The 17,109-nt window shown below is 64.5% G+C and carries 12 protein-coding genes and 1 tRNA gene; 5 read left to right on the forward strand and 8 right to left on the reverse strand.

Annotation, left to right across the window (positions count from 1 at the left end):
- Positions 1-2: 2 nt before the first annotated feature.
- Positions 3-1,079: a 2,3-diaminopropionate biosynthesis protein SbnA gene (sbnA, locus tag AB4Y67_RS16050; RefSeq protein ID WP_441406758.1), complete on the reverse strand. Its 1,077-nt coding sequence runs from the start codon at positions 1,077-1,079 to the stop codon at positions 3-5.
- Positions 1,080-2,442: 1,363 nt separating this feature from the next.
- Between sbnA and AB4Y67_RS16055 the strand changes: the two genes are divergently transcribed.
- Positions 2,443-2,793: a hypothetical protein gene (locus AB4Y67_RS16055; RefSeq protein WP_441406759.1), complete on the forward strand. Its 351-nt coding sequence runs from the start codon at positions 2,443-2,445 to the stop codon at positions 2,791-2,793.
- Positions 2,794-2,808: 15 nt separating this feature from the next.
- On the opposite strand, the gene AB4Y67_RS16060 is transcribed toward AB4Y67_RS16055, so the two are convergent.
- The 7 genes from AB4Y67_RS16060 to bcp all read right to left on the reverse strand — a co-directional run bounded on the left by AB4Y67_RS16060 (position 2,809) and on the right by bcp (position 12,136).
- A complete protein-coding gene (locus AB4Y67_RS16060) occupies positions 2,809-6,063 on the reverse strand; it encodes an efflux RND transporter permease subunit (RefSeq protein ID WP_441406760.1) in 3,255 nt (1,084 codons plus the stop codon).
- Between the two features lie 86 nt (positions 6,064-6,149).
- Positions 6,150-7,655, reverse strand: a complete 1,506-nt coding sequence (locus tag AB4Y67_RS16065) for a malate:quinone oxidoreductase (protein ID WP_441406761.1) — start codon at positions 7,653-7,655, stop codon at positions 6,150-6,152.
- A 78-nt stretch (positions 7,656-7,733) separates the two neighbouring features.
- Complete coding sequence (locus AB4Y67_RS16070; protein ID WP_441406769.1) at positions 7,734-9,413, reverse strand: ABC transporter substrate-binding protein; 1,680 nt, start codon at positions 9,411-9,413, stop codon at positions 7,734-7,736.
- A gap of 252 nt (positions 9,414-9,665) precedes the next feature.
- Positions 9,666-10,340: a fasciclin domain-containing protein gene (locus AB4Y67_RS16075; protein WP_441406762.1), complete on the reverse strand. Its 675-nt coding sequence runs from the start codon at positions 10,338-10,340 to the stop codon at positions 9,666-9,668.
- Between the two features lie 241 nt (positions 10,341-10,581).
- Positions 10,582-10,663: transfer RNA gene (locus AB4Y67_RS16080), tRNA-Leu, on the reverse strand.
- Between the two features lie 170 nt (positions 10,664-10,833).
- Positions 10,834-11,499, reverse strand: a complete 666-nt coding sequence (locus AB4Y67_RS16085; RefSeq protein WP_441406763.1) for a GAP family protein — start codon at positions 11,497-11,499, stop codon at positions 10,834-10,836.
- Positions 11,500-11,662: 163 nt separating this feature from the next.
- A complete protein-coding gene (gene bcp / locus AB4Y67_RS16090) occupies positions 11,663-12,136 on the reverse strand; it encodes a thioredoxin-dependent thiol peroxidase (RefSeq protein ID WP_441406764.1) in 474 nt (157 codons plus the stop codon).
- A gap of 105 nt (positions 12,137-12,241) precedes the next feature.
- Between bcp and AB4Y67_RS16095 the strand changes: the two genes are divergently transcribed.
- The 4 genes from AB4Y67_RS16095 (at position 12,242) to AB4Y67_RS16110 (ending at position 16,832) form a co-directional block, all read left to right on the forward strand.
- Complete coding sequence (locus AB4Y67_RS16095; protein WP_441406770.1) at positions 12,242-12,715, forward strand: MarR family winged helix-turn-helix transcriptional regulator; 474 nt, start codon at positions 12,242-12,244, stop codon at positions 12,713-12,715.
- 157 nt (positions 12,716-12,872) lie between these two features.
- Positions 12,873-13,013 (forward strand): hypothetical protein, encoded by a 141-nt coding sequence (locus tag AB4Y67_RS16100; RefSeq protein WP_441406765.1) that lies wholly within the window; start codon positions 12,873-12,875, stop codon positions 13,011-13,013.
- An 831-nt stretch (positions 13,014-13,844) separates the two neighbouring features.
- Positions 13,845-14,165 carry a hypothetical protein gene (locus AB4Y67_RS16105; protein WP_441406766.1) on the forward strand — a complete coding sequence of 107 codons (321 nt, stop codon included), beginning with the start codon at positions 13,845-13,847 and terminating at the stop codon, positions 14,163-14,165.
- 63 nt (positions 14,166-14,228) lie between these two features.
- On the forward strand, positions 14,229-16,832 hold the full coding sequence (locus AB4Y67_RS16110) for an Ig-like domain-containing protein (RefSeq protein WP_441406767.1): 2,604 nt from the start codon (positions 14,229-14,231) through the stop codon (positions 16,830-16,832).
- Positions 16,833-17,109: the final 277 nt, after the last annotated feature.

Here is a 17,109-nt window from a genome sequence, read left to right on the forward strand (position 1 = left end):
TTTCACTGCACGAAATTCCTTAAGGCGGCGGTTGCGGCGTAACCGGCCACCGCTTCACGTGCCGGGTGCTGTGGCTCCGACACCGGGTCGGACCGTCGGCCCGGAGCCCCTACCAAATCGTCGGCGGTTGCCAGCGCTTCGGCGCCGAAATGATCGTGCACCCAGTCGGGGTTGTAGACAGTGTCCAGGTAGGGTCGGCCCATGTCCGGGGAAATGGCAACCGCCGTCAGGTCCTGTGCGTCGTGTTCGGTGAGCCAAGACGCGGCGCCGTGGACCACGGTCCCGGTGGAGCCACCGAGCGTGAAGCCGGCAGCGGCGAGGCGGTGGCAGGCGCGCACCGTGTCCAGTTCTTCGACCATCACCACGTCATCGATCAAGGCCTCGTCGAGCTGCGGCGGCCGCACGCTCATGCCGAGTCCCGGGATCAGGCGGGCGGCGGGCTGGCCGCCGAACGAGACCGATCCTGCGGCATCGACCGCGACAATCCGGACATCCGGCCGGTGCTCACGGAAGTACCGCGCGCAACCCATCAAGGTCCCCGTTGTCCCTGCTCCCACGAACAGCACGTCCAAGTCGGGGAACTGATTGGAGATCTCGGGGGCAGTCCAGCGGTAGTGCGCTCCCCAATTGCCTGGATTGGTGTACTGGTTGAGCCAGATGTACCGCTCGTCGGACGCACACAGGTCCCGCACGTGGTTGAGCCGGGCTCCGAGGAAGCCGTCGACGGGATCCGGTTCGGTGACCAGGTCCACCTGTGCCCCGAGCGACTCCATGAGTTGCCGGGTTGGCGGGTTACAGCGCGGATCGATCACACACACGAAGCGGTACCCCTTGCTGGCAGCGATCATGCTGAGCGCGACGCCGAGGTTGCCCGATGAGGACTCCACGAGGATGGAGCCAGGGCCGATCAGCCCCTCCCGCTCGGCGCGCTCGACCATCTCCCGCGCGGGCTTAAGCTTGATTGAGCCGGCGAAATTGAACCCCTCAATCTTGAGAAAGAGGCGGCAGCCCAGCACCCCCTCCAGGTCGACGAACAGGCTCTGCTCGTTATACAGGTGCGGATCCCTGATGATCGGCATGATCTCCCTCGTTCCCTGTCATGAGCGTGGTCAGGGAGGGGGAGGCTCCTGCCAGCTTGTGTGTGACGGGTGGCGGACATCTTCGTCCGGACCCTTCTACTATTCAAGGAATGCCGCGCAAAGCGGCACAAACGGAATACTGCGGCCGCCGCTATTTCCCCCAGCAGCAATACCTGGCTTCCCCACCGCGGATACTCCGAAATGCAGTTTGGGGCTTCAATCCTCTGTTTCGACAGTAGCCACGTTTAGTGGCCTACCGCAATGACTTCGAGCACCTGTATCCGCCCTCCCCGGGTACCTGTATCCAAGCCCCGAGTACCTGCTTCCAGCACTCGCGGCCCCGATAATACCTAGCGTAGGCGCCCGTTCCTCGTCCTCAGATGGCGAACCTCCCAGGCTGCCGCCCGCCTTCTCAGTGAGCCCTACCAGCGCTAAACCGGGAGAAGCAGTGACGGTTACATCTTGATAGATCCATAAGCGTCAGGCGCATCGTGAGAGAAACCGCCATAGGTAATCGAAGGGCGGCGTGGGGAAGACGTCCGTCATCCTCGGGCCGGCCACCGGGCCTCGCTTGATCGGGAAAAAGGTCCTGGTCGCCGATCTGGCCTAGCTCCCCAAGCAAAGGCAACTGCTGAACGTGGAACAGACGTCCGTGCTCCGCATTTGCCGCTTAGAACCGCGATGCAGGACTCAATGAGCAGCAAATCCCCCTTAGAAAACGAACATTAGGGGAGCGGTGGTCCTAACCGAGAAGTTCGTTTCCCACGCTCGCTACGTGGACGCAGCAAAGTGATGGCAGTTGAGAGAGAATCATCTATCCATGCGCCAACGTCAAGACGCCGTCGACGTCTCGACCTCCAGAGCCCTGGAGGCGGTTCCTCCGACTTCTGCCGCTGACACTACGCGTTCTGAATTACGCCAGGCCAACGTGAACCCTGGGGCCGCTGCCAGGGGACCAGGGCCGGGTCGCCCCAAGGAGCAAGAAAAGGATGGAGCCCTTCTCATCGAAAATTGACATCGCGCTCCGTGACGAACTGGACTCCTACATAGGGCCACGTCATTCAGCGAGGCAGGTAACCCGGCGTTCCGACCCCAATCCACAAACTACCCGGATGGCAAATACCTTGCCGCCATCAACGTGATGCGGACATGGGCCACTGAACTGTCCTCCGCCGAGCGCACCGTGGGTGCTGACGAGATAGAGAGGTGGGCGTTCGGTGCCGGGGAGGGAAGGCGGAAGCGCCAGGACCGCTGCCGTCGGCGGAGTCGCTTGGTCCGGTCCGCGATGAGTCGGGCCTCCACGGCTTCCCTGTCTCCAACATGGTCGAGGCTCTTTGCGAGGGCTTCCCGACGTTCTGCTGAATTGGAAGACGGCACGTTCAAGACCCACTACATCTTGATTGGCAACGGCTGCACCCTCGGCGTGGATTGCTGGGTCAACTACGGTGTTCGGATGCGCGACGGTTCCTCCCTGGGGGCCGATGCCATGCTGATGAAAGGCGAGGATAACCCGGAAGGCGCGACGTTCTCCGGCAATCCTGCCCGCGAGGTCGTGGTCCCGGCAGCCCGCTCCCAGCGCCCGGTGGAGATCCCCGGCGGACCCCGGCACCGCAGCGACGAAGCGGCCGCCGGAACCCCGAAGCCGGCCCACGGAGTCCACGGGAAGCCGCGGCCCGCGCACCGCCAACGCAAATCGGCCCTGACAGGATCCTAGAACCGGGCCCGGGGGCTACCGCGATCCTGTCGGCAGGCGGGCGTCCTCGGGAAGGTCGTCGGGGAAATCGTCGGGGATGGCCCCCGGGGCAGCCCTGCGGCCACGGGACGGAGCCGGAGCCGAGGCGGTCCCGGTGCCGTCGGCAGTTTTGGCCAGCGCCTTCCGTTCGCGGCGTCCCTCGACCAGCCGGTACAGCACCGGCACCAGGACCAGGGTCAGGGCAGTGGAGGAGATGAGGCCGCCGATCACCACGATGGCCAGCGGCTGTGAGATGAAGCCGCCGCCGCCGGTCAGGCCCAGCGCCATCGGAGTCAGTGCGAAAACTGTCGCCAGCGCGGTCATCAGGATCGGCCGGAGCCGTTGGCGAGCGCCGTGCGTGATCGCGTCCGCCACGCTCATTCCGGGCTCGCCGTTCCGCGGCTGGCGGTACTGGTTGATGAGGTCGATCAGCACAATGGCGTTTGTCACCACGATGCCGACGAGCATCAGCATGCCGATCAGGGACGGAAGCCCAAGAGGCACTCCGGTGACGAGCAGCAGCCCGATTGCGCCGGTGGCCGCGAAGGGCACCGAAACCAGCAGGATCAGCGGCTGGACGAGCGACTTGAACGTCGCCACCATGATCACGTAGACGATCGCGATGGCCGCCAGCAGCGCCAGGCCGAGCTGGCCGAACGATTCGGCCTGCTGGGTTGTGGCRCCACCGATCTCGGCAGTGACGCCCGGCGGCAGTTGGACGGTCTTGAGCCGGGACTGCACCTCGGTGCTCAAGGCGCCGAGGTTGGCGCCCGACGGCATGACGGACACCCGTGCGGTCCGCTGGCCGTTGCTGGCGGTAATGGACACAGGGACGTCTACCTGCTCCACGGAGGCGATGCTGACCAGCGGCACGGGACCGGCCGCCGTCGGCAGCGGGGTCTGCCGGACGGCGTCGATGCTCGTGAAGCGGGTGCCTTCGCCGATCTTGACCGGGAAGTCGTTGGTCTCGATGCGCACTGTTCCGGCCGGGATCGGGCTGATGGTGGAGGCGAGCACGCCGGCCACCTGTTCCTCGGTCAGGCCGGCGGCCACCGCCTTGGCCCGGTCCACTTTGACCTGGACCACCGGCTGGCTGGCGGCCAGGTTGGTGGCCACCTCTGAGGAGCCAGGGACGCCGTCCATGGCCTTGACCATGGCGTCGCTCGCGGTCCGGAGATCGGCGGTGGTGGCGGCCTTGAGGGTGATGTCCACGGTCGAGGACGTGCCAAAGCCGCCTTGCTGCGAGCCCACGGTGATCTTGCCGGCGTCGGGGATCCCGGCCAGTTCGCTGCGGACGGTTTCCTTGAGTTTGCCTTGGTTGGCCTTCGCCTCGGTCACCACGGTGAAGCTTGAGTTCGAGGCACCGGCGGACAGCAGCGCGGAGAATCCGGTCTGGGCGTTGCCGGTGGTCACCTGGACGTCCTTGACGCCGTCGATCTCCCGCAGCACCTCTTCGACCTTGACCGCCGAGGCGCTGGCCTCGGCCAGGCTGGTGCCGACCGGGAGGGCCTGCCGGACGGTCATGCTGTTCTCGCCGGAGCTGCCCAGCAGGTCGGTGGCCAGCAGCGGGGTCATGGCGGCGGTGCCGCCGAGGACCAGCAGGGCCGCGATCAGGGTCACGACCGGATGCTTCTGGGTTTTGGTCAGGACCGGCAGGTAGCCGCGCTGCAGGACGGTGCGCTGCTCTGCCTCGTGGGCCTTCGCCGCGATCTGCCGGGCAGTGGGTTCACGGCCGGCGGCCGCTGTGGCAGTGGTGTCTCCGGCGCCGGCCGCCTTGTCGGCCGGGTTCCGCAGGAACCAGTACGCCAGCACCGGCACGATCGTCAGCGAGACGAGCAGGGAGGACAGCAGGGCGATGGTGACCGTCAGCGCGAACGGCCGGAACAGTTCGCCTGCCAGGCCGGCCACAAAGGCAATCGGCAGGAAGACGGCCACGGTGGTGAGGGTCGACGCCGTGATGGCGCCGGCGACTTCGCGGATGGACGTCTGGATCGCGGTGATCTTCGCCTCGCCGTAGCTCAGATGGCGTTTGATGTTCTCGATCACCACGATGGAGTCGTCCACGACGCGGCCGATCGCGATGGTGAGCGCGCCGAGGGTCAGGATGTTCAGCGAGTAGCCGGTGGCCGAAAGCCCGATAAACGTGATCAGCAGGGATAGCGGGATGGAAACGGCCGTGACCAGGGTGGCGCGGACCGACATCAGGAAGAGCAGGATCACCGCGACGGCGAAGCCCAGGCCCAGCAGGCCCTCGGTGGTGAGGTCCTTGATGGATTTTTCGATGAACGGCGCCTGGTCGAAGATCGGGGTGAATCGGGCGTTGGAGCCAAGTTCGGCCTCGAGCTGGGGGAGGGAGTCTTTCACCGCGTGGGAGATGCCGACCGTGTCACCCTCTGGCTTCTTCGTGACGGACAGGGCGAGGGTTTCCTTGCCGTTGGTCCGCGTGATCGAGGTGCGGGCGTCCTCGGCGATGCTGACGTCTGCGACGCTGCCGATGGTTGCGGCATTGCCGGTGCCGCCCAGTGGGAGCGCCTTGATGGCGTCGAGCGAGTCGACCGGGCTGCCGATCTGCAGCGACAGCGTCTTGCCCTGCTCTTCGATGGTGCCGGCCGGCACGAGGGCCCCGTTGTTCTTGAGCGCCGCGCTAATGGATTGGATGTTCGCGCCGGAGGCCGCCATGGCCTCGGGGCGGGGGAGGATCTTGATGTGCTGCGTGGCGCCGCCGGTCACCTCGGCGCCGCGGACGCCGTCGAGCTTCTGCAGCCGCGGGACGGTGAGCCGGGCCAGATCGGCGTTCAGCTCGCTCAACGGCTTGTCGGAGGAGACCGCGAGGAACACGATCGGGAAATCGCTGATGCTGCCGGCGATGGCCTGGGGCTGGACGTCCTCCGGCAGCGACGGCTTGGCGTTGGAGATGGCCCGGTCGATCTGGTTCCGGGCGCGGTCCAGGTTCGAGCCATAGGTGAACACCATGCTGATCTGGGACACGCCGTTGCGGGACGTGGACGACGTCGACTCCAGGCCCTCGACGCCGTTGAGTGCCGTTTCCAGCGGGCTGCTGATCTGCTTGTCCACGACTTCGGGCGAGGCGCCCGGCATCGAGGTGATGACCGTGATCTGCGGGAACTCGATGGACGGGATGAGCTCCTGCTTGAGCGAGGACATCGTGATCACGCCGAAAACCGACGCGAAGACGGTGATCAGCGCGATCAGGGCCCGGTTGGCCAGCGACAGCTTTGCGAGCCGGAACATCTCATGGTCTCCTGATGGGTCGACGGACGTACTTCAACGGAATCTAGCCTGAAATGGATCGAGCCTGCCGTAACCCGGAGCGGGCGTCAGTTGCGCGCGGCGTTGACCGGTTCCAGCTGCAGTGCCTTGGCAGTGTCGGCTTCGAGCTTGGCGGCGAGGTCCGGGTTCTCGTTGAGCTTGACGCCGTAGCCGGGCATCATCTCCTTGAACTTGGACTGCCAGCCCTTGAACTGCTTCGGGAAGGACTTCTGGAGCAGTTCGATCATGATCGGCACCGCGGTGGACGCGCCCGGGGACGCACCCAGCAGGGCGCCGATGGATCCGTCGCGGCCGGCGATGACTTCGGTGCCGAACTGCAGCACGCCGCCCTTCTTCGGGTCCTTCTTGATGATCTGGACACGCTGGCCGGCGGTGATGAGCTCCCAGTCGCCGTCCTTTGCCGCGGGGTAATACTCGCGCAGGGCCTCGACCTTGGCTCCGTGCCGCTTGGCGACCTCTTTGACCAGGTACGCGGTCAGATCCATGTTGTCCTTCGCCACGGCCAGCATCGGGACGATGTTGGAGGGCCGGATGGACAGCGGGAGGTCCAGGTAGGAACCATTCTTCAGGAAGTTCGTGGAGAAACCGGCGTACGGGCCGAACAGCAGGGAGCGCTTGCCGTTGACGTAACGGGTGTCGAGGTGCGGAACGGACATGGGCGGGGCGCCCACGGATGCCTGGCCGTAGACCTTGGCGCTGTGCTGGGCCGCGAGCGTCTCGTCGGTGCAGCGGAAGAACTGGCCGGAGACAGGGAAACCGCCGTAACCCTTGCTCTCCGGAATGCCGGAGGCCTGCAGCAGGTGAAGGGCGCCGCCGCCGGCGCCCACAAAGACGAACTTCGCGCGGATCGAGCCGTGCTCGCCGGACGTGGGGTGCTTGATCGCCAGGTCCCAGCCGCCGCCGGGGGCGCGCTTGATGCCTGAGACGTCGTGGCCGTAATTGACCTCCACACCGTTGTTGCCCAGGTAGGTGGTCAGCTCACGGGTCAGGGCGCCGAAGTCGACGTCGGTCCCTTCCGCCGCGCGGGTGGCGGCGACGCGCTGCTTCGGGTCGCGTCCCTTGACGATCAGCGGAGCCCACTTCGCGATCTGGGCGTGGTCCTCGGAGTATTCCATCGACCGGAACAGCGGGTTCGGCTTGAGCGCCTCGTAGCGCGTGCGCAGGAACTTGGTGTTGTCTTCGCCGATCACAAAGCTCATGTGCGGAACCGTGTTGATGAAGCCCTTGGGGGAGCCGATCATGCCGTTCGTGACGAGGTGGGACCAGAACTGGCGGGACAACTGGAACTGCTCGTTAATGAGGAGCGCCTTCGCGGGGTCCACGGAGCCGTCTTTGGCAGCGGGGGAGTAGTTAAGCTCACACAGCGCGGCATGTCCGGTTCCGGCGTTGTTCCAGGGCCCGGAGCTTTCCAGGCCGGGCTCGTCCAGCTTCTCGAACAGGGAGATCGTCCAGTTCGGCTCGAGCTGCTTCAGGAAGGCACCGAGCGTGGCGCTCATGATGCCGCCGCCGATCAGGACGACGTCGGCATGTTGGGTCTTGGAAATGAAAGTCACAATCAGTCTCCGATAGCAGCGGGTCTGGCTGTCACAGAATATCCCGCACGGGCCTCTTACTGAAATTGGGTCCGTCCGTCAAGGCTTTAGCTCCACCTTTGTGAAAACTTCATTCAGGACGGGCGACGCCGGATACTTCAGCACGCGGTCGGAGAGGGCAAGCGCGGAGATCGGGAAAGCGATCGGCACGGCGGGGACCGTGGCAGCGATCTGAGCGTTGATGGTCTGGTATTCCTCTGTCCGCTCCTTGCCGTCCGGCAGGCCGCGCGCGCGGGCGATCTTGGAAAAGACCTGTGGGTCCTGGTAGCCGAACTCGCCGGTGTTCTCGCCGAAGAGCGGGCCCACAAAGTTGTCCGGGTCGGCGTAGGAACCGTTCCAGCCCAGCAGATGGAGGCCGTGATCGCCGGGTGAGGTGACCTTCTGGAGGTAGCCGTCGGACCACTCGACGGGCACAGGCTTGATGTTCAGCCCGACGGCGGTCAGTTGCTTGCTGATTTCCGCGTAGACCTTTTCCGGGGTCGGGAGATAAGGCCTGGTGACGTTCAGCGGGTAGTAGAACTTCAGTTCCTCGCCCTGGTAGCCGGCCTCGGTGAGCAGTTCCTTGGCCTTCGCCGGGTTGTGGCCCAGGGCGGGGGCGTTGTTGTTGAACCCGCTGAGCTTCGGCGGGACGAACTGCGTCGCCTGGGCCGTGTTGTCGATGAAGAACTTGCGGATCAAGGTGTCCTTGTCCAGCGCCATTTCGATGGCCTGGCGGACCTTGACGTTCTGCAGGATGGGCACTTCCTGGTTCATGCCCAGGTACATGACGGAGAACGGATCACGCTGCACGATCTGCTGGCCGCGCTTGACGAGCTGGTCGAAGTTGCCGATTGTAACGGCGTCGTAGGCGTCGATCTTGCCGTCGAGCAGGGCCTGCATCCGGGTCTGGGTGTGATCGTAGGTGACAAAGTTGATGGTGCCGATCTGGCCCTTGTCCCCCCAGTAGTCCTTGTTGCTGGCGAGAGTGATGCTGCCCGGGTCCCAGGAACTGAAGACGTACGGACCGGTTCCCACGGGGTGGAGCCCGTAGGCGGAGACGGGCTGGCCGTCGCGGCTCTGGTTCAGCTCGTCGGCGTTTTCGGAGGCAAGTGCCTGCGGCGAGGAGATGGCGAAGGCGGGCAGCGTGAGGGCCTGCAGGAAACCGGTGAAGGGCTGGGTGAGTTCGATCGTGACGTTGTCCGGGGCTGCGGCGGTGCATCCCTTGTAGATGGAGAGGGACGCCTGATCCGCGTGGGCTTTGAATACGCCCTTGAAGGTTGTCCCCGGAGCCTGCTGCCGAAGCGCACTCGAGAAGTTGAACCAGCGGTTGAAGTTGCTGCAGACGGCCGCGGCGTCGAAGGCCGTCCCGTCCTGGAAGGTGACCTTCTCGCGGAGCTTGAATGTGTAGGCGCGGCCGTCCCCGCTCGTGGACCATTGGGTTGCCAGCAGCGGCGTGGGCTGTCCCGTGGTCTGGTCCACGCCGACCAGTCCCTCAAGGACCTGGCGCGTGATCCGGTAGGACTCGATGTCGGAGACCACTGCCGGATCAAGCCCGAGCGGCTGCGAGGCGGTGCCGAACGTGAAGACGGCGCTGGGGCCGGAATCTGTGGGGCTTGCCGAGGCGGTGGCGGAACCCGGGCCGGGGCCGGGTGTGCCCGTGCAGGCGGCGAGGGTCAGGAGCACGGCCACGCCGGCTGCGATGCGGCGCACTGCACCGGCCCGCGCTCCACGGCCCTGCATGTTGCGGGGGCGCACGGTACGGCTGGGCACTGTACTTCTGGGCACTCGGAAATCACCTCTGGGGAACTGGATGGACCGCCGGCTGCGGAACAGCCTCATTCTAGTTGACCGGCCCGGGGGATCCCTGTGAGCCGGCCGCGCCCTCGTCCAGGCAGGAAAAAACGAAGGCCCGCACCAGCGGTGCGGGCCTTCGTTTCTCCTAGTTGGTCCAGTGAGTCAGGCTGGGACCGCAGCAGGAGGGCTTGGTGCTGCCTACTTCGGCATCAGGACCGAGTCGACCATGTAGACGGTGGCGTTGGCTGTCATGACGCCGCCGCAAACAACGTTGGCGTCGTCGACCTTGAGCGCGTCCTTGGTGCCGGTGACGGTGACGGAACCGCCCTGGACCGTTTTATGGGTGCCGACGATCTGGTCCGGGCTGATCTTGCCCGGAACAACGTGGTAGGTCAGGATCTTGCTGAGCAGGGCATCGTCCGTCTTCAGCGTTTCGATCGTGGCGGGGTCGATCTTGGCGAAGGCGTCATCCGTCGGTGCGAAGACCGTGAATTCGCTGCCGTTGAGGGTGTCCACCAGGTCGACCTTGGGGTTGAGCTTGCCGGAAACAGCGGCGGTCAGCGTGGTGAGGATCGGGTTGTTGGACGCCGCGACGGCTACCGGGTCGAGGGCCATCCCGGAGACGGAGCCGGCGCCGCTCGGGACCTGTGCGGCGTAGCCTGCGCAGCCGGCACCGACGAGGTTTGCGGCCGGATCCATGGCTGCTGCCGAGCTGGCGGACGGCGACGGTGCCATGCTTGTTTCCATCGGCTTGGAGGCCGGGGCCGAGGAGGCGGGTGCCGTGGTGGCTGCTCCGCCACAGGCCGTGAGGCTGAGCATGGCCGCAGCAGCGATTCCTGCAACGGAAAGAGTCGTGCGCTTGATGGTCTGCATTTCGGTTTCTCCTTTGTTGTGCCGATCGTTGCCAGCGGCGCTTTTGCCGCTCTGGCCCTTGTCCGACTTGTTGGGCACCGACCCTTGGTTGGTGTCTCAATGGGTATTCGGGGACTCCGGGGAAACGGATGGGTGCGGGATTAGAAAATCTTTTCGCAGGTCCCATTGACGGCCCAGCAGGCTCAACAGAGTCGCGGTTAAACGAAAGAGTCCCGGTCCGAAGACCGGGACTCTTTCTGTGTGCGCAAGGGGGGACTTGAACCCCCACGCCCGAAGGCACAGGAACCTAAATCCTGCGTGTCTGCCAATTTCACCACTCGCGCGCGGCGCCCGCACCTGGCCGGCCCAAGGACCGGCGTGGCGGATGCCAGGCTCCATTGTACATTTCACGGCACACGCTTCGGCGACAGGCTTCGCCGTGGAACCCGGCGCCGGCCACCGCCGTCGGGAATACCGGAACGATCGGCCGCTGGTTTAGAACCGGGGTGAAAGATTAGATGCCGGCCATGCCCTTACCGATCATGACTGCGCCAATAATGGCAAGTACGGCGGCGATGATGACGTTGTAGTAGCGAACCAGCCAGGTCTTGGCCGGTTCCAGTACGCGGCGTACTGGAGCGCCGAGCAGGAGATAAGCCGCTACCGGCACCACCACGGTGACCGTGGCGAGTGCCGTATAGATGAGCAGGGCGGCGGCAGCCATACCTGGCGGGATGCTGGCGCTGCCGATCACAACGCCGGCCGCGATGCCGAAGATCAGTTCCTTCGGATTGATCGCGGTCACCAGAAATCCCGTCCGCAGGGCCTTCGCGGGCGTTATGCCGGCCAGGGCCTGCATCCACCCGGGAGTTTTCGGTTCGGCGGCGCCCTTGGGCCGCGAACGGAGCTTGGACAGCGCCAGGACGATGAGTGTCACGCCAAGGACGAGGCGGATGACTGCGCCCAGGCGTGTGCCGCCTGACGCCTGGGTGGCAAAGTCGGACAGGGCAGCCACGGCAAGCACCGTAACGAGGACCGCGAGGACCCTGCCTAAGGCAAAGCCCAGGCTCCGGCCCCGTCCATCCGGGGAAAGGATCATCAACAGCACGGCGATCAGCGGGAGCGGACTGGCCGCCATTCCGATGGCCTGCGGCACCAGCTCGGCGATCAGTTCAAGCACGCTGCTCCATCCCGTGACGCCAGAGAGGCGTGGACCTGCAGCGAATGTACGGTGGCGGACGGCCAGGACGCATCACCCGCAGGGGATGAGCGCGAAGCCCGGAACCCGACCCCCGAGGGGAGTCGCGGCTGGCGCTGGGTCCGGGCTGCGAATGATTCGCCGGCTAGGAGTCGATTTTGAGGTCCCTGCGGAGTTTGGCGACATGTCCGGTGGCCCGGACGTTGTACTGGGCAGCCGCGACTTTCCCCTCGGGGTCGACAACCACCGTGGACCGGATGAGCCCTTGGTAGGTCTTGCCGTAGTTCTTCTTCTCGCCCCATGCGGCGTAGGCCTCTGCGACGGCGTGGTCAGGATCGGACAGCAGGGGGAAATCCAGGCCTTCTGCGGCTGAGAACCTGGCGAGCTTGTCCACGGGATCGGGGGAGATGCCCACCACCTCGTAGCCGGCACTCTTCAGGGATGCCAAGGAGTCCCTGAAGTCGCAGGCCTGTTTGGTGCAGCCCGGAGTGGAGGCCGCCGGATAAAAGTAGACCACTGTGCTGCGGCCCAGGAAGTCCCCAAGCGAGACGTCCTGCCCTTCCGAATTTTTCAAGGTGAAGGCGGGCGCGGTGTCGCCGGCGATGAGTCGTTCAGGCACGTTGTGCTCCTTTTCTGGGCTGTCTCAGGTGGTGATATTCCAGCCTAGTGAGCGTTGGTGCGCCGGCCGAATCGTGTGATCGCTATACTCGTTGGTATGCCTGATATGGATCGCTGGCCCACTGGGCGCCTATTGTCCACGGCAGCACGCCTTGTTGAACACTCCTGGAACGAGAAGCTGGGAGCTATTGGCCTGACCCATGCCGGTGTCATCGCCATGGAAGTGCTCTCCGTCAACGGCCCCATGACGCAGGCCCAGCTGGCCCAACTGGTGCGCGTCCAGGCGCAGACCATGGGAAAAACACTGAGCCGGCTCGAAGCCCACGGACACATCTCGCGGCAGCGCAGCGCCTCGGACCGCCGCAGCCACGTTGTGTCCCTGACGGAGCGGGGCCGCGAGGCCGTTGTCGAGGCCGCGGACATGGAGCGTTCCGTGCTCGCCGCCGCCTCGATTGACCCGGACGTGCTCAGGCAGGAGCTCCGGGCGGTTGTCACGGAACTAGCAACCAGGATTTCCTCAACCGATGCAAAGTCGATCGTCAGCACTCCGGAGCCAAGCCTGCCCGTCGAGGCCAACTAGGGCGTCGTCCAGATCACAAGGAGTGTCCACGCTGGCTGTCCGCCACGTGCACCGTCCGGTACGGGTTGGGCCCGGCAGGGCTGGCGGCGGGGTAACAGCTTCCTTCCCCGCCGTGTCCCTCAGCAGACCGTGCGCCCGCTGCGCATAGGCTCAAGGCATGGACTCGAACCTGACTATGGAACTGGAAGGGCAGACCTCGATCAACGAGCTGCTTGACGAGCCTGTAGGTGTGTTGCCGGTCCAGCTTGCGCTGCCTATCCACTTTCAATTGGCCGCCGCGGCGCGGCGGGAATCCTGAAGCAGCGGACTTCCTCCATCCCGGATCGGGCCTTTCGTTGCGGTCTGAGCGCCGTGTGTTTTGGGTAAAAAGGAAACCCCGTTCATTATTCTATGAAATCTGGCCAGGGGCCTTCTTTTGTCGTGCGCTCCCGGGACTCGAACCCGGACGCCATTTATTGCGAGGTCGATTAGTATCCTGATCCATTAGCCCCGCGGGACAGCTGGGAGCATTGGGGTGCAGAATAGGTGACCCGTCAATGTCCCGTGCCGGCAGGGGGGGTATTTGCTGTTCGATGCAGTTGTCATCCAACAGCGGAAATTTCCGCCGGCCCGTTGGTCATATTCTGGAGAATCACGGAGCGCGCGCCGAAAATTTGATATTCGGCCGAATTCACTTAGTGGTTCGCAGATATCAGGCCCGCGCGGGCCCTCCGTCCCGGCTCTGCGCTTCCTGGAGGGCTTCGCCATGCACTCAGGCGGGGCGATGGGCTGAACATTGGCCGCCTGAAACCCGACAACACCCCGACCGCTCGACGCAGGCGGACCTAGGCAGGCTAAGTGACGAAGGGCCGTATATTCCCGGTTCTTTCCGAGTGGATATAGCGGGGGAAGCAAGTAGAGCCTACTCGTGACACCTCTTGGGGCGGAACATAGGCTCTGCGGCACGGGGAATGGCTTAGAGAGCTGGGGCCACAACCAGGCTACGACCGGACCAGCCCTAGTGTTGCGCTTCAATAAAGTGCGACGTCGTCTGATATTCGGTAATTGTCATGAAGTGGTGATGCATTTGTCCCAGCTTCCAATTTCCCTCTCCGGGCTGACCATATCGTCACCGGGAGCGCCAGCAAGCGTGGTTATTCCAACCCGAAAAGAAGCGATCAACCTCTCCGGCGTCATTCGCCGCATGCCCTCGCACGTGGACGAGTTTGTCATCGCAGGTGGGCGCTCCCATGATCACACCGTCGACGTTGCCCGTGCGCGGGAAATCGGCCGGTTTCTTTCCCCGCTCCAACATGACTACGACTTCGCCAAGGGCTCGCGTTATGGCGCCGGGGGCGGATCCAAGGATCTGACCTGGTGGCGGAACGCTGGCAGCCGGGCGCTGACACGGGTGGCCCAGATCGTGTATCGCTGCGACTACGGTTCGCTCACGTCTCCACAATCCAGCTGAGCGGGACAGCTCCCCGAGGTGGACCGTCAAAATTTCACAGATTTAATGTCGGAAGGAAAAAACATGAGCAACCATCATGCGTATGCGGCGGGACGGTTTGCGGCGGTATCCATGCGGTCGAAGCTGCGCAGGGTGGACGGGACTTCCTGGCTTGGCATGAGGCGGGGAGGTGACCGCTCGGCCGGTCCTCGTCCAGGCAGGTCGCGGAACCGGCGGCTCCGTCCGCTGCTGGCGTCGCTGCTGGCAGCGCTGCTGCTTGCGGCAGGTGTTGTGGTGGTGGCGCCGGGTCCGGCGTCGGCTGCTCCGGGTGATGTTGGGATTGAGGGTCTGTCGCATACGGGGACGGGGACGCCGACCGGTACGAAGCGGGCAACGAGTGCGTTGTGGTTCAACGACGGCTCCTGGTGGGGGAACTTGTGGGACACCTCCAGCTCGGATTTTCATATCTTCCGGTTCAACACCGCGACGAGTTCGTGGGTCGACACGGGTGTGGCGACGGACACACGGGCGAACACTCATCATGACGTGCTGTGGGACGGGACGACCCTATATGTGGCGAGCTACAGGTTCGTCAACGACGGCGTGCCGGCTGAGCCGAACTTCCCGACGACTATGCGCCGCTACAGCTACAACCCGAGCAACAAAACGTACACGCTGCTGGGTTCTTCACAAATCAACAACCAGCGCGTAGAGACCCTGACCATCGACAAGGACTCGACTGGCCGGGTGTGGGCCACGTGGCAGCAGGGCAACAAGATCTTTATGAACGTCACCAACACCGCCGGCGTGACGTGGGGGACGCCGTTCCAGCATCCTGCGTCGTTGAGCAACGTGTCTGTGGACGACATTTCGGCTGTGATCGCGTTCGACGGGAAGATGGGTGTGATGTGGAGCCGGCAGGTCGGTGACGCCACCGACGGCATGTACTGGAGCTTCCACGTCGATGGAGATGCCAACACCACCTGGTCCACTGCGGTGGCGGCGGTGAAGGGGCAGCGCAGCGGTGACGACCACATGAACCTGAAGTGGCTGGACTCCTCGGGTGGTCGTGTTTTCGCCGCTATCAAGACGTCGTTCACCTCGGCGTCCCAGCCGCTGATCCAGCTGTTGGCCTTGAGTGGTACGACGTGGACGGCACACACGATCGCGACCGTGTCGGAGTGCCCGAACCGGGTGCTCGTCCTCATTGATGAGGGGACGCAGAGGCTGCGCACCTTCGCCACTTATCCGAAGCCGAGCGGCACGACGAATGCCGGTGTCTGCACCAGCTCGGGGGGTGCGATCTACGAGAAGTCCACGCCGTTGAACAACATCAGCTTTACGACCACGAAGACGGCTCGTATCGTGGACGCCGACCAGTATGTGCACAACGTGACGTCGACGAAGCAGAACCTCAACAGTACGCGGGGCACGGCCAACAGCGGTCTGCTGGTGCTGGCCGATGTGAACGCCACAAGCCGGTACTGGAGCTTCTACGAGCAGGGCAGCGGTGGTGGGGGCGGGGATACGACCGCCCCGACCGTGACGGCTACGTCCCCGGCGGCCGGTGCCACTGGCGTGGCGGCTTCGACAAATGTGACCGGGACGTTCTCGGAGGCGATGAATCCGTCGACGATCACGTCGACCACGTTCAGATTGACGACGGGGCCGACGACGGTGCCGGCCGCCGTGTCGTACACAAACAACGTTGCGACGCTGAACCCGACTGCGGATCTGGCGGCCAATACGACGTACACGGCAACCATCGATGGCGGCTCAACTGGAGTGAAGGACGTTGCCGGTAACGCGTTGGCGTCGCCCAGGACGTGGACCTTCACCACAGCTTCCGCCGGGGGTGGGGATACGACCGCCCCGACCGTGACGGCCACGTCTCCGGCGGCCAATGCCACTGGGGTTGCGGTTTCGGCGAACGTGACCGGGAATTTCTCGGAGGCGATGAATCCGTCGACAGTCACGTCGGCCACGTTCAATCTGACGGATGGGTCGACGGCGGTGCCTGCCGCTGTGTCATACAACAGCACAAACAACGTTGCGACGTTGAACCCGACTGCGGATCTGGTGGCCGGTAGGACGTACACGGCAACGATCACTGGTGGCTCCGCTGGGGTGAAAGACGTTGCAGGTAATGCGTTGGCGTCGAACAGGACGTGGACCTTCACCACAGCCGGAGGCGGCGGCACAACGGAGACCGTCACGCTGACGGCCACCGCTGACAGCTATGTGACGAGCGCGGCGACGGGGACGAACTTTGGTACGAACGTCATGTTGGGTGTGGACAACAGCCCAGTGGAGGTCACGTATTTGAAGTTCGATCTGTCACCGTATGCGGGCCGGACACTGGAGGGTGCGACTTTGCAGCTGCGTACCGCCGGGAGCGGGTCGACGGGTACGCAGAACGTCAAGCTGGTCGCTAATGACAGCTGGACCGAGACCGGGATCACGTATCTCAACCGTCCGACGCCGCTGGGCACCACCCTCGGCACGTTTGGCCCGACGGCGACCAACACCAACTACAGCATTCCGCTGACTATCAGCGGACTGACAGGTGAGCTCGGCCAGCTGCTCTCTCTTGGTATGGACTCCAGCAGCAGTGACGGCGTGGACATCAACTCCAAGGAGGCCGGCAGCACGCTCGCGCCGAAGCTGGTGCTCACACTGAGGAACTAGAGGAACCAGGCGGACGGTGTCGGCACGGCCGACACCGTCCACACCATCCGACCGAAACCACCCAGACAGGGGACGACCATGCAGACCAACACCAGGAAACTGCACTTCGATATCCAGGCCATGTCATTACGTGTCTCGCGGGGTGCGCGATGACGAGGACGCTTGATGTGGCCAGCCGCACGGAGGGGCGTTGGAGGGCCCGTGATGTGTGGTGTGTGGTGGCGGGTGTTGTGGCGTTGGCGCTTGCGGTGGGGGCTGCTTCGACGGTGGCGGTGCC

The sequence above is a fragment of the Arthrobacter sp. YAF17 genome, from assembly GCF_052113365.1.
GTDB lineage: Bacteria > Actinomycetota > Actinomycetes > Actinomycetales > Micrococcaceae > Arthrobacter.

Coding starts and splice junctions, on each gene's coding strand:
- sbnA (WP_441406758.1), bottom strand. CDS start 1,079: ATGCCGATCATCAGGGATCCGCACCTGTATAACGAGCAGAGCCTGTTC.
- AB4Y67_RS16070 (WP_441406769.1), bottom strand. CDS start 9,413: ATGCAGGGCCGTGGAGCGCGGGCCGGTGCAGTGCGCCGCATCGCAGCC.
- AB4Y67_RS16075 (WP_441406762.1), bottom strand. CDS start 10,340: ATGCAGACCATCAAGCGCACGACTCTTTCCGTTGCAGGAATCGCTGCT.
- AB4Y67_RS16095 (WP_441406770.1), top strand. CDS start 12,242: ATGGATCGCTGGCCCACTGGGCGCCTATTGTCCACGGCAGCACGCCTT.
- AB4Y67_RS16100 (WP_441406765.1), top strand. CDS start 12,873: ATGGACTCGAACCTGACTATGGAACTGGAAGGGCAGACCTCGATCAAC.
- AB4Y67_RS16110 (WP_441406767.1), top strand. CDS start 14,229: ATGAGCAACCATCATGCGTATGCGGCGGGACGGTTTGCGGCGGTATCC.